Below are 12,130 nucleotides of genomic sequence, written 5' to 3'. Positions count from 1 at the left end.
ACTATACTCCCTGTTGCGAGCGAGAGCAGAGCAACAAACAAATGCTTCGGGACGTGGCGCAGCTTGGTAGCGCACTTGACTGGGGGTCAAGGGGTCGCTGGTTCGAATCCAGTCGTCCCGACCAGAAGTTTGCAGGTCAGGCACCTAGTGCCTGGCCTTTTTTTATCAGGAATCATCAGGGAATCACCGGCTGTTTTTTAGCCAATAAAGACACGCCCTTCTACCTGCACTTTTGTAGAATCTCGGTTTTAATGGATCCCCCCTTCACTTTCTTTCCATATTTGTTGAATTCACTGATTCGTTTTGATTCCACATTTGTAGTCTATCTAGCCTAAATTTTTCTACATACGCGAAAATCACCTACCTGTGCCTAGCTACTGCGGCTACGACATCCAAGCCAACTGTCCCGCCCTGCTTCACTAATTCCCCGCACGTTCGCACGGAACACCGACACCGCCCAAGGGCCGCGATACTTTTTCGATTTCTTTCGGCAGCGAGAGGAAGGCTTCCGTGCCTGCCGAAACAAGGCACTGCGCTCCAAAAAGCTAACGCCGCGGGTATTAAGCCGACACCGCTACGGTGCCACCGGCCATCGCTGCGGGCACCTGCGGCGTAATCGCCCCAGAGTCCGCCATCTGGGCCGCCATGCCGGCGAAGTCCTAGGCGACGGCATGAGCGTGCGGCTCAGGGCGGCGTTCGCGCCGTCATTCTCGTGCGACCTCAAGAGAGTGCGTCGGCGCGGGCTCGACTAGGGCGAGCTCGCCACCGTCATCGACTTCATCGTCGAGAACGCCCCGAAGCGCTGGAGGAACTTCATAGACGCCGCATGCGCACGCTCAAGGGCGCATTGAGGGGCAGGGCTGAGGGCTTTAGGATCGGGGCTTGGGACTAGAAGGGGGCTCGGAAGTCGCGGGTCAGGATTCGAACATCGACCCACGCGCTTGGCGATTCTTACCAGTTCAGACGGCTTGCAGGCTATTCGCGCTGCGGGAGGGACTCGCACCACTGCAGCAATGCGCTCAACATAGCGGGCTTGTCTTGCACGAACTGTTCACGCCTCACACCGCGGCGCGGCTCAAAGCGTATGACGTAACCCCTTTTGTCCAGGAACACGTCATAGCTTTCGGGGGCGCCGGGCAGGTTCAGCGCTACATGGCGCGTGCTGCGAATGCGTTGCGGCGCCTCCGTAAGAGACTCGTTGGGCAGCTGACCGCCGCATATCTCTTCTAGTGCGCGGAAGCGGCGTCCGAAGCTCAGGTAACCGTGGCAACCGCTGTCTGCATGCCCGGCACAGCAGAACTGCGTTTTATAACCCTTATCGTTCAGTATGCGCACATGGGGCTGCAGCTCGTGGTCGATCGCTACCAGGTGATCAGGGCGCTTGCCGCATTCGCATTCGCCCAAGGGCTTAAAGCACTTCGGGCACACGAACAGCATGCACTTCATGGTTTGCTCGGGCGTGAGCTCCCTGATTCCCAGGGCTGCGATTTCTGCCGCAGGGGCTTCGGGCTGCACGCAGGGGCAGCCGCTTGCGCGCAGAATTGCGTCGATGCGAGCCACGGTGGTGCGCTCCATTTTCAGGGCGATGGCTTCGTCGCGCATCGCGCCAAACGCTTCGATGTCTTTCGTAACTGCAGAAAGCGGGGTTCGCCGAGAGATGTACACGAATGCGTTCTTTTCCCTCGCAGCGGGTTCGCCCTCAATCTTCACCGTGACGCCGGCTTTTGCATAGGTGCCGTACTGCACGCCATTCGCTTTGTCCAGCGTCTGGACCTCGCCCCGCGTGAGACCATGCCACAGCACGCCTTCCACAAACGATCCTTCCATGCGCATGATGGTGGGACGGCCCTTCGCGTCGCACGCCAGCGTGTAGCCATAGAGCTTCGCCTTGGTTGCATAAACATGGTGACCGCCCTCGAGCTTTTTGGCAATGCGGTCATGGCTGATGTCAAAGCCATATGCGAAGTACGGGGTTTCCGCATACTCGCGGGTGTCGGCGGAGTGTTCGCGCGCGTCGAACGCCGGGCCAGAGGGGCGATTAAAGTTGTGCACGTCAAACTCAGGCAGGCTGTTGCACCAGTCGAGCAGGGTGCGCAGCAGGGCTTTGCGCTGCCTTTCGAACTCATCCAGCGTAAGGGAGTAGCTAAGGTCTGCCCGCAGCGCGGGGTCGCTGCTGCGCACCGCGCGGAACCCTTCGGGGACGTCGATCTTGTAACCGAACTCGCCTGGGGTCTTGATTGACAAGTAGATGCGGTGAGACCCGCAGAAGGTGGCCTCACTCGCTTCCATCACCTGGTAGCGCTTAGAGCGCAGGATGCGTCCATGCTGCTGAAGGCCACGGGGGAAACGGCGTGCGTAGTAACCGGTGTAACGGCATGTGCAATCGGCGATCTGGTGACCTTCACCGCACACGAAGTCGGCGTATTCGCGTGCAGCGGGGAGGTCGATCTTGGCTGCGCCATACGCCGCCGACTCTTCTTGCGCGCGCAAGCGGTCCAGGCTGTCGGCGCGCATGTCGGACATCTGCGCCAAGGTTGCCTCATCAAGCTGCATCACGCGGCCGGCTTCGACCACGCGGTCGATGTAATCGTACTTTTCGGTGTACCTGCGCAGCGGGGTGCGCTCAGAGATGTAGACCATCGCCTCAAGGGTTGCGGGAACCACATCGCCTTCGCGCCCAACGGTCACCGTTTCCTTGCGGTAACAACCAGATGCAATGCCTTCGTAGCGGTCGAGAGACGCCACGTGAGAGCTATCGAGCGCCCACAGCGCGCCTTGCACATGCGACCCCTCGCGCTTGGTGATGGTGAGGTATCCGGCGGTGTCGAACGCCAGTTCATAGCCGTTCAGGGTCGCTTTGCCCAGCAGCACCGCGCCGGGGCAGCGGGTTTCAACTTGATGGATATCAAGGTTGCTACCGTACGCGAAGTTGATGATCGAGGGTGCAGTCTCGGGGTGACGGGCTGAGGCGTTGTTGCGCTTCTCGTTGTACTTCATGGTTCACGCCTTTCGGTGTTGTGATGGGCTTCGGTCGCTCGAGCTGATTGCAGCATACAGTCTGAAGCCGAAAAGGCGTGAAAACCTGAGATTGTCATTTTAAGAAATAGAACGAAAAGGACGGCCATGCACGAAATCGCGCAGGCAGAAAGTGCTGTTCGAGGCGCATCCTGCGAAAGGATACCCGTTCAGAAGGGTTGTTGCCAGTTTTTATCGATTCGATTTTTTACGAGCGCACGAAGAGGTTGCGTTTAGAAAAACGCAAGGGCGGCTGTTTCGCCTGTAAGCAAACATGAAATCGGCCGCAGCGGTACCGCCTGGGAGGGCGGACGAGGGACTTGGCCGCAACCTAATCCCCGGGTGCGGCTGCTACGCTCACTACTTGAGAATCGTCGACCGCCCAGTATCTGCCATCCAAAAGTTTAAACACGATATAGCTGCCGTCTTTGCTTATTTCGGCGGCGTTTACGCATTTCTGAAGATCGGCGTGGCGCGCGTAGCGGCCGTCGAGCTTATCTCCATTTACAAGCACGACTTCAAGATTGAGACCCATCTTCTCATACATAACGATACGATCCGAATCGTCCACGCCCTTGCTTGAGTCGAAGTCGGGCCTTTGCCCACCGCGGCGAATCCCTCGTTCAGTCAATGCCCTGTCGATCCCGCCCTTTGCGTAGTCGCTCAGCTGGGAATAGATTCTGCCAGCGAGATCATCGGCCAAGACGCGCTCTGGGTCCCCGCCTGACCGTTCCGCTCGAAACTCGCCTAATGCCGACAGCATCAGGTACACCTCATGCAATCGCAGCGGCAGGAAGATCGGGTGAGCCGTCGACTTCAGGCCGCCGCGGCTTGTCGGCTCGGCCTTGATGTAGGAGTCGCCAAAACGCACGCCGCCTGCCAGGGCGCTCAGGCGTTTTTGCACCGCCGTGCGCGAGCAGCCCAGGTACGCGGCGATCGCTTGCTGGGTCATTCCCTTATGCGCCGCTTTGAGCAGCATGAGATTTGCCTCGTCCGTGCCTATGAACGATTTGTCCAAGTTGTAGTGGCGCTTTTTTGGGGCGCCGCCAATCTCGTTGCCCTTTTCGAACAGCTCGTGCACGCTCAGGAACAATTCATGGCGGCCGTTGCTTTGGGGGCCTTCCTCTGAGTTGGCATAATCTGCCAGCGCCTTGCAAAACGAGCGATAGTTTTCGTCAGTGACGAAAGTGGGCCACTGCATGTTGTGAAAGCGTGTGCCTTCACGTGTGTCGGCGAATTTCGCATACGCAGACTCAGGATCGCAACCGACCCTTTCCGCAATTTCCGCAACTCTCATGCCAATCCCTTCCGCAACCCAATCACACGCACGAAAAACCTATCAAGCCAGAAGATTGATGTGGCAAAAAAGAAGAAGAGGCATTACACCCCTCCTTCCGGACAGCCTGTATCCCGGTTCCCTGCCTGCCAGTTCGCCCTCCCCGAAACCCTCGGGGCGCTATGGGGTCGAGCCCCTCCGCATGGAAAATTCTATCGCGGCCATGCCCGCTATGCGTGTCACGCACACCACGCCAAACGTCAGGTTTACCAGCCGGGACTGAGCCCTCTTTCGAGAGCAGGGTTATATTAGCATCTACAAACTCGAAAAACCCTGCCGCATTTGAGGAGTACCAAGAAAACGGTCTACACCTTGAATATCAACCTCATCCGAACACCTCCCGCATTCACACGAACATGTACGGATGAATGCGGGAATCCGATACCCTGAGGGCCGGATCGGCCGGCCCACTAGGCACGAGCGGGACACGGTCCAGAGGATGCCGGAGCGCAGGGTCCCGTGCAGGGAGATCGCGGGGGAGCCGGGCAGGTCGCCCTAGACGGTGAGCGCCGAGGTGCCGTCGCGCCCACCCATGAAAAGAGGGTTTCTTTGCGGGCGCCGCATCCGCACGCCCCCGCAAAGAAACCCTCGCACTCGCATCTCTACCTGCGAACCCGCACGCGCCCTCGCGCACGCGCCGCGGCAGCTGCTAGTCGCGGTAGAACGAGCCCATGTAGCGGATGTACTCGTCCTCGGTGTGGTTGGCCTTCCAGTCGTGGACGGAGTCCTTGTTGCGCTGGCCGGCGATGACGGAGAGCTCCTTACCCAGCTTCTCAAAGGCCTCGTCGACGCACTCCTCGGGGGTGAGGGCGATCTTCATGACGGCCTCGCCCTGCGGGCCGCCGGGGAGGTTGGACAGCAGGCTGGGGGTTAGGGTGGTGCCGAGGGTGATGACCTCGACGTCGACACCGGTGCCCTCGCACTCGCAGGCCACGGCCTCGGTCATCTTGAGGATGAAGGCCTTGCCCGCGCCGTACTGGCCGTTCCAGGGGCTGGAGCTGATGCCGGTCATCGACGAGACGTTGATCACGGCGCCGCGGTCCTGGGCGGCAAAGATCCGCATGTAGTGGTGGAAGCACTTGAGGAAGGTCACGACGTTGACGTTGATCATGGCCTCGTGCTTCTCCCAGGGAGTGTCCTGGATCTTGCCGAAGCTGTGCAGGCAGGCCACGTAGCTCATGAAGCCCATGTCCAGGCCCTCGGTCGCGGCGAAGACGGTCTCGGCAGCGTCGGGCTGGCTAAAGTCGGCGCGCACGACCTTGGTCTCCACGCCGTAGGTCTCACGGATCTCGCCGGCGAGCACGTTCAGCTTCTCCTCGCGACGGCCGACCATGACGACATTCATGCCGCCGGCGGCGATCTTCTCGCAGAACGCCTTGCCGACGCCCTCGGTCGCGCCCAGGATCAGGCCCCACTCACCGTACTTTTCCCTCAGGTTCATACTGCATCCTCTCTCTCGATGCCCATGCGGGCACCTCTCCTTTAGCGTGCGGCCGCTCAGCCGCATACGGTGCGCCATTATGCGCTGAACAAGAGGGGAGTGCGTTCACGACTTTGCGAACGAGCCCGAAACAACGATGAACGGTGTCGGTCTATCACCACAATGAAACCCTTGCAGTATCAAGAGGGGAGGTGCTGGCGGGTGGAACCAAAAGGTGAACGCCGCCCTGGCGTGAGCGGCGTTCGATGTGGTTTTACCCACCTTGGTAGCTATTCACCAGGAGGGCATTGCGACCTCCGGTCGCCTTTGCTGTATCCACTTGTGTGCCCATGTACAAAGGGATGCATCGCTATTCTGCGCCGGTGCTCGACGAGCGCGTGCGCTGGGCGCTCATCAGCGGCTACCTCTACGGCGTGCGCGACGCGCTGCTCACCCTCAACAATAACTGTAGCTGCAACTACCAACATAGCCCTCGCGGCTACTTCCTGTGAGAGTTTTTGTTAAAGCAACTGCGCGAGAGTCCTCGTGGCACCCAGCAGCGTCCTCCACATGTCTGGACTCTCTATGCTTACGCTGGATAGACATCGCCAGAACGGGTATAGTATCGAGAGTTTTGTCGTTTACCAGCGGGGGAGTCCTGTGGGCATCAAAAAGAAGATCAAAAAGGAGCTTATCGGCACCTCCGATTACCCGTCGAATAAGATTTTCACGATCTCCAATTTCATTACCTTCACGCGCCTGGTCCTCACGCTGGTCTTCCTGTACCTGTTTGTGACGGACAACAACCGTGTCGTCGCCATTGTCATCTATGCCATCGCGGCCTCCACCGACTGGATGGACGGTCAGATTGCCCGTATGACTAAAACGGTCTCGTGGCTCGGCAAGGTTATGGATCCCATCTGCGACCGTGCGCTGCTATTTACAGGCGTTTTAGGTCTCGTGGTTCGCGGCGAGCTTCCCATCTGGGTCTGCGTGCTCATCATTGGGCGCGATATCTACCTAGGCATCGGCACGCTCATCGTGCGCCACTACCACCGCCGCCCCATCGACGTAGTATTTCCCGGCAAGATTGCCACGGCGCTGCTCATGACCGGCTTCTCGCTCATGCTGCTGGGCTTTCCCACCGTGGACGGCTGGCATCTGCTGCCCGCCACGTTCACGGCCTTCCCGGGCCTCAACGGCAGCCCGGTACCGCTCGGCATCTTCTTTGTGTATGGCGGCGTCATCTTCTCCATGCTCACCGCTGTAATCTATTCCATTAAGGGTGGAGCGGCCATTAAACAGGCTGTTGCGCATCCAGAGGACGAAGACGTCGACTTTCTTAACCCCGAAATCGAAGACTAAGCCATTGGGGTATTATTACGTACAGTTCATTCTTTGCGGCATGTCCGCGTTAAGTTAGGGGTTGTCATGGACAACATGGTTAACAATATGCCTCAAAACGATAAGACTGCCGACGCAACCTGCGTCTTCCGTGTGCCTTCGAGCGACGTTACCGTTCCCGATCTTATGGCGAACGTTCGCATCACTGCCCCCGTTCTGTCTATTGTCAAGGGGCCGCAGACCGGTGCTGCCTTTGAACTCGAGGATGATGTGACCACCATTGGCCGCGATCCGGCAAACGGCATTTTCCTCAATGACATGACCGTATCGCGTAGCCACGCACGCATTATTCGCGAGGGTCTGGCTGCTCGCATCGAGGACTTAGGCTCGCTCAACGGCACGTGGGTTGATGGCGCCATCGTCAATGCCGCCCCGCTGCACGACGGATCTTCCGTCCAGATCGGTACGTTCACGCTCATCTACCACGAGAGCACGCCGGAGCGCATCGAAACCGGTGAGTAGGGCATGGCCGAACGCAACTATCTGAGTATCGGCCAGGTCGTCAATTTACTTCGAGGCGCATACCCCGATCTTTCGAACTCAAAAATTAGATTTCTAGAAGATGAGGGGCTCATCACCCCTCATCGTACGCCTAAGGGGTATCGCCAATACTCCAAGGAGGACGTTGACCGTCTAGAGGTCATTCTGCACCTGCAGAAGACGCGCTACATGCCGCTCAACGTGATCAAGCAACGTCTGGAAAACGCTACAGATCTCTCCACGCTTGCCTACGAGGTGGGTCTGCTGTCCGATGTTCCGCTCAAGACGGAACCAAAGGAAACCAAGCAGAAACTGCACCCCATCGAGACCATTCCGGATATGTTGGGCGTCGAGATCTCGTTTATTCGCTCCTTGGCCGAAAACGACCTTATTCGCATTATCAAGAGTCCGCAAAACCGTGAGCTCGTCGACGGGCGCGATTTTCCGATTATCCGCTACTGTTCCGAGCTGTCACGCTTTCATATCGAGCCGCGAAACCTTCGTCAGTACGTATCATCCGCCAACCGCGAGTCTTCGATGTTCGAGCAAGTGCTCGTGAGTATGCTTGGCATGGACACCTCAGATGACGAACGCGATGCCAAGCTCGAACGCGCGTTTAAGAAGTTACATGACCTCACCGAGGGCGTGCATACTGCGCTGCTCAAGAACCGCGTATTTGAGTCACTCAACGCCGTAGTCGAGGACGCCGATATCGATGCCCTCGATGAGGAGATCGCACGCTCCGAATCAACCAAGGCCAAAAGCGAAGAGGCATCTGCCTCCGCGGTCCCCGTGCGCGAGGAATCCCTCGTGCAGCCGCTTAAGGTTGTCGCCCCCTCGCACACCGGCACCGCCAGCGCGGACAAATAAACGCTTCTACAAACCAGCCTCCCATGAAAGGTCACACCATGTACGACTTCGAATCTCACATCGTCGACATCCCCGACTATCCCGAGCCCGGAGTCGTCTTTAAGGACATCACGCCGCTCTTTAGCAATCCCGAAGCACTTAAAGCCATGGTCGACGCGCTAGCGGAGCATTTCTCCGGTATGGGCATCACTAAGGTTGTAGGACCCGAGGCTCGCGGTTTTATGGTAGGCGTGCCTGTTGCCGTGGCACTCGGCGCGGGCTTTGTTCCTGCACGTAAACCGGGAAAACTGCCACGTAAGACCGTTAGCCAGGAATACGAGCTCGAGTATGGAACCGATTCGATTGAGATTCACGTCGATGCCATCAGCTCTAAAGATACCGTGTTGATTCTGGACGACTTGGTCGCGACGGGCGGAACCGTCGAGGCAACAGGTAAACTGGTGCGAGATATGGGCGCAAAGCTCGTAGGTTATGGTTGTATCCTTGAGCTTGCGTTTCTTAATCCGCGCAAGAAGCTCACGCCTTCTAACGAGGACGTTGAGCTCTTTAGCCTGGTAACGGTGGACTAGCCGCTACCCTTAGATACCGGAAAGGAAGCTCCATGCGCACAGCAAACACGCACAAAAACATGGCACGCTGCGCAGCTACGGCAACCCTCGCTTGTGTTTTGGGCTTGGGCCTCGCGGCTCCTGCCTATGCCGATACCGCGTCCGATCTTGCCGCCGCTCGTACCAAACTCGAGCAGATCGGTACGCAAACCCAGCAAATTCATGAAGAACTCTCCGCTCAGACGCAGGAGCTTGATCAGACTGCAGGCGAGATCACGCAAAAGCAGCAAGAGATTGCCGAGGGCCAGGCAAAGCTTTCGAGCTACGTTGCCGGTGAGTACAAGACCGGCGGTCTGAGTCTCCTTCAGGTTCTGACGGGCGTCGACGATCTGGGCGATATGCTCAACCGTTTGTTCTACTACGGCAAGGTCTCCGACAAGCAGGCCCAGACCATTCAGGAGGTCAAGGACCTTAAGCAGCAGCTCACCGATAAGCAGGCCGAGCAGGAGAAGAACGTCGCCGCGACGCAGAAGAAGGTCGACGAACTCAACGCCCAGCAGGCTGAGGCCCAGAGTGTCGTAAACTCCCTGGATTCACAGCTGCAAGCCGAGCTTGCTGCCGAGGCCGAGGCGAACGCCGCGCTGCAGGCTGGCATAAATGCCAGCACCGCCGAAAAGGCCACGGTGAGCAACGACACCGCCGGTACGACCGAGAACACCAACAATAGTGGCGGTACGACCAACAATGGCGGCGGCAACACGCCCGCGCCCGCGCCCGCTCCTGCTCCCACGCCGCAGCCCTCGACGCCCGCCCCGGCACCGGCCCCTTCCGCGCCGAGCCAGTCCGTTGACGGCGGCAGCGTTGTCTCTCGCGCTTATAGCAAGCTTGGTTGCGCTTATTCCTGGGGCGGTATTGGCCCGAACAGCTTTGACTGCTCCGGCTTTGTAAGCTACTGCCTCACCGGTCGCTACTGCCGCCTGGGCACTACCGGCACCTTCATGGGTTGGCCCCGTGTTTCTGATCCTCAGCCGGGCGACGTCGTTGTTAACTCTTACCACACCGGCATCTACATTGGTAACGGCCAGATGATCCATGCTTCCGACTACAGCACGGGCGTTATCATCAGCTCCGTTGCCGCTGGCATGAACAACAATTATATTTTCGTTCGCTATTAAGTGTTTTAACTCAGCTAACGAAAGTGGACCTCGTATCCTTTGGGAGCGAGGTCCATTGTTTTATCTCGACCGCCCATTTTGTGTGTAAACTACAATCTAGTTTTGAATACTAGATATGCGCAGCATCTGTCCAAAAGATAGCTATAATTGTTGAGGAACAACTAGAAAGGACCCTCAATGAGCTGGGCACTCATCTCAGATTCGAGCTGCAATCTTCGCGATTGGCAACCAACCGCACCTCATACCACCTTTGCATTTGCACCCCTTAAGATCCGAGTGGGGGAGCGTGAATTTGTCGACGATCACTCGCTCGATGTTCACGAGCTTAATGTTGCCATTCAATCGGAATCCAGCGCATCATCGAGCTCCTGCCCAAGCGTAGGGGAGTGGGCTGAGCTCTTTAAGCTCGCCGACAAGACGATCTGCATGCCCATCTCCGAGGGCGTCTCGGGAAGCTACAATGCCGCGGCCACTGCGCGTGACATGGTGCTTGCCGAAGAGCCCAATCGTAAGATTCACCTGGTTAATTCGCGCGCAGCAGGCGGCAAGATGGACCTGATCTTCTTACTGTTTGATCGCTATCTTGCAAGTAAACCGGATGCCTCCTTTGAGGAAGCCTGCGCCTACTTCGATAGCTTGGAGCAGAACAGCAAGATCCTCTTTAGTTTATGCAATTACGAAAACCTTGCGAAGGCCGGACGTATCCCCAAGGCGGCCGGTGTTATTGCCAACAAGCTCAACATCCGCATTTTGGGCACGGCGAGCGAAGCGGGCGAAATTGAACTCGTTGGGCATACGCGTGGCGAAAAGAAGATGCTCACCAAGATTGTCGACACCATGGAGGCCGAGGGTTTCACGGGCGGCGAGGTCATCATCGATCACGTTGAGAACGAAGCTGGAGCCCAGGCGCTTGCCGACCGCATTGTGGAGCACTGGCCGGGCTCCAAGACTATCATCATGCCCTGCAACGGCCTAGATTCCTATTACGCCGAGATGCATGGTCTCATCATCGGCTACGGCATGGGCGTGGCTTCGGGCCAATAAAGCTCAACCAAGCAAAAACGCGGGCGGGACAAAGTGACTGATGGCTCTTTGTCCCGCCCGCGTTATACGTCGCCTAGCTATTAAACCCATTGAACTTGAGGTAGCTCATCAGGTACGCCTTCGATACAAAGGACGAAACCGCACTGCGTACGAGCAATGACTCGCGCGTAACCTGATGTGCGGTATCGGGCACGGGAGTCTGCTCAAGGGAAAAAGCCGCACGAATCGATGCCTCAAGTTGATCGACTACATAATCGAAGGCCGTCGGAGCGTCGTAGCTCAAGCGCTGAATATTAAAGAGCGCCTGAACCGCAGCGATGGGCAGCACCTGCTTAAAGATACAAATGGCGATGAGACGCGCAATCTGCTCACGGCCATACTGCTTTTTAACCGGAGCAGGAACGAGGCCGACCTTTACGTAGTTATTGATCATCGAAGGCGTAATAACGGGCTGCTCTACGCAAATCGAAAGCGGCTCCATCCACAGTGCAACATATTCAATAACCTGATCGCGATAGAGCGTTACGTTGGGCAGCTGGTCATAGCGTGGCAGGCTCAACGCATTGAGTTTACCCGCCATATCGGACTGAATAAATGCATCCGGCAGCACCGTCGGCTGAATATCCTCCGGCTTAATGCTGACCGATGTATCGGACATCGGGATAACATGTTTGACGTGGTTCATAAGAGGCCTCCGTTCGTTTTCTATATTGTATTCTAGATTATCTAGTTTTGCATACCACATAGCCGCTAAGTAAAAGTGGTTGGACAGCACATTGGCGCACCGTCCAACCACTTTGCAAAAAGATAGCAACCTTACATAAGATATATTATCGTA

At 57.4% G+C, this 12,130-nt stretch carries 11 protein-coding genes and 1 tRNA gene; 8 read left to right on the top strand and 4 right to left on the bottom strand.

All coding sequences use genetic code 11. The features are described from left to right. Positions 1 to 47 precede the first annotated feature (47 nt). Positions 48 to 124 (top strand) — tRNA-Pro (locus ACTNBY_RS04600). 851 nt (positions 125 to 975) lie between these two features. Here the strand turns inward: ACTNBY_RS04600 and ACTNBY_RS04595 are convergent. From ACTNBY_RS04595 to ACTNBY_RS04585, 3 genes are all read right to left on the bottom strand, one after another. Beyond that, positions 976 to 2,997 carry a gamma-glutamylcyclotransferase family protein gene (locus ACTNBY_RS04595; RefSeq protein ID WP_441063561.1) on the bottom strand — a complete coding sequence of 674 codons (2,022 nt, stop codon included), beginning with the start codon at positions 2,995 to 2,997 and terminating at the stop codon, positions 976 to 978. 349 nt (positions 2,998 to 3,346) lie between these two features. After that, a complete protein-coding gene (locus ACTNBY_RS04590; RefSeq protein ID WP_441063559.1) occupies positions 3,347 to 4,312 on the bottom strand; it encodes a hypothetical protein in 966 nt (321 codons plus the stop codon). Between the two features lie 688 nt (positions 4,313 to 5,000). After that, on the bottom strand, positions 5,001 to 5,792 hold the full coding sequence (locus ACTNBY_RS04585; RefSeq protein ID WP_154516391.1) for a 7beta-hydroxysteroid dehydrogenase: 792 nt from the start codon (positions 5,790 to 5,792) through the stop codon (positions 5,001 to 5,003). A 341-nt stretch (positions 5,793 to 6,133) separates the two neighbouring features. On the opposite strand from ACTNBY_RS04585, the gene ACTNBY_RS04580 reads away from it, so the two are divergent. From ACTNBY_RS04580 to ACTNBY_RS04550, 7 genes are all read left to right on the top strand, one after another. After that, on the top strand, positions 6,134 to 6,283 hold the full coding sequence (locus ACTNBY_RS04580; protein ID WP_441015440.1) for a hypothetical protein: 150 nt from the start codon (positions 6,134 to 6,136) through the stop codon (positions 6,281 to 6,283). 148 nt (positions 6,284 to 6,431) lie between these two features. Further along, positions 6,432 to 7,136 (top strand): CDP-alcohol phosphatidyltransferase family protein, encoded by a 705-nt coding sequence (locus ACTNBY_RS04575; RefSeq protein ID WP_441063557.1) that lies wholly within the window; start codon positions 6,432 to 6,434, stop codon positions 7,134 to 7,136. Positions 7,137 to 7,202: 66 nt separating this feature from the next. Then, a complete protein-coding gene (locus ACTNBY_RS04570; protein ID WP_195838557.1) occupies positions 7,203 to 7,637 on the top strand; it encodes an FHA domain-containing protein in 435 nt (144 codons plus the stop codon). Between the two features lie 3 nt (positions 7,638 to 7,640). Further along, positions 7,641 to 8,525: a transcriptional regulator FtsR gene (gene ftsR / locus ACTNBY_RS04565; protein ID WP_154516382.1), complete on the top strand. Its 885-nt coding sequence runs from the start codon at positions 7,641 to 7,643 to the stop codon at positions 8,523 to 8,525. A gap of 38 nt (positions 8,526 to 8,563) precedes the next feature. After that, the gene (locus ACTNBY_RS04560) at positions 8,564 to 9,094 is read left to right on the top strand and encodes an adenine phosphoribosyltransferase (protein WP_195838556.1); all 531 of its coding nucleotides are present in this window, start codon (positions 8,564 to 8,566) and stop codon (positions 9,092 to 9,094) included. 32 nt (positions 9,095 to 9,126) lie between these two features. After that, a complete protein-coding gene (locus tag ACTNBY_RS04555) occupies positions 9,127 to 10,248 on the top strand; it encodes a coiled-coil domain-containing protein (RefSeq protein ID WP_441063555.1) in 1,122 nt (373 codons plus the stop codon). Positions 10,249 to 10,425: 177 nt separating this feature from the next. Next, positions 10,426 to 11,292, top strand: a complete 867-nt coding sequence (locus ACTNBY_RS04550; protein ID WP_441063554.1) for a DegV family protein — start codon at positions 10,426 to 10,428, stop codon at positions 11,290 to 11,292. A gap of 73 nt (positions 11,293 to 11,365) precedes the next feature. Here ACTNBY_RS04550 and ACTNBY_RS04545 read toward each other — a convergent pair whose 3' ends face one another. Further along, positions 11,366 to 11,977: a DUF1836 domain-containing protein gene (locus tag ACTNBY_RS04545; RefSeq protein WP_441063552.1), complete on the bottom strand. Its 612-nt coding sequence runs from the start codon at positions 11,975 to 11,977 to the stop codon at positions 11,366 to 11,368. Positions 11,978 to 12,130 lie beyond the last annotated feature (153 nt).

The organism is Collinsella sp. HCP28S3_E12 (genome assembly GCF_052065595.1).
GTDB lineage: Bacteria > Actinomycetota > Coriobacteriia > Coriobacteriales > Coriobacteriaceae > Collinsella.
The sequence above is the reverse complement of the archived record's forward strand: the minus strand, read 5'-3'. Positions and strand labels throughout refer to the sequence as shown.

Bases quoted from the DNA above. Each gene is read 5' to 3' on its own strand.
- ACTNBY_RS04595 (WP_441063561.1), bottom strand. From the start codon at position 2,997: ATGAAGTACAACGAGAAGCGCAACAACGCCTCAGCCCGTCACCCCGAG.
- ACTNBY_RS04590 (WP_441063559.1), bottom strand. From the start codon at position 4,312: ATGAGAGTTGCGGAAATTGCGGAAAGGGTCGGTTGCGATCCTGAGTCT.
- ACTNBY_RS04585 (WP_154516391.1), bottom strand. From the start codon at position 5,792: ATGAACCTGAGGGAAAAGTACGGTGAGTGGGGCCTGATCCTGGGCGCG.
- ACTNBY_RS04580 (WP_441015440.1), top strand. From the start codon at position 6,134: ATGCATCGCTATTCTGCGCCGGTGCTCGACGAGCGCGTGCGCTGGGCG.
- ACTNBY_RS04570 (WP_195838557.1), top strand. From the start codon at position 7,203: ATGGACAACATGGTTAACAATATGCCTCAAAACGATAAGACTGCCGAC.
- ftsR (WP_154516382.1), top strand. From the start codon at position 7,641: ATGGCCGAACGCAACTATCTGAGTATCGGCCAGGTCGTCAATTTACTT.
- ACTNBY_RS04560 (WP_195838556.1), top strand. From the start codon at position 8,564: ATGTACGACTTCGAATCTCACATCGTCGACATCCCCGACTATCCCGAG.
- ACTNBY_RS04555 (WP_441063555.1), top strand. From the start codon at position 9,127: ATGCGCACAGCAAACACGCACAAAAACATGGCACGCTGCGCAGCTACG.
- ACTNBY_RS04550 (WP_441063554.1), top strand. From the start codon at position 10,426: ATGAGCTGGGCACTCATCTCAGATTCGAGCTGCAATCTTCGCGATTGG.
- ACTNBY_RS04545 (WP_441063552.1), bottom strand. From the start codon at position 11,977: ATGAACCACGTCAAACATGTTATCCCGATGTCCGATACATCGGTCAGC.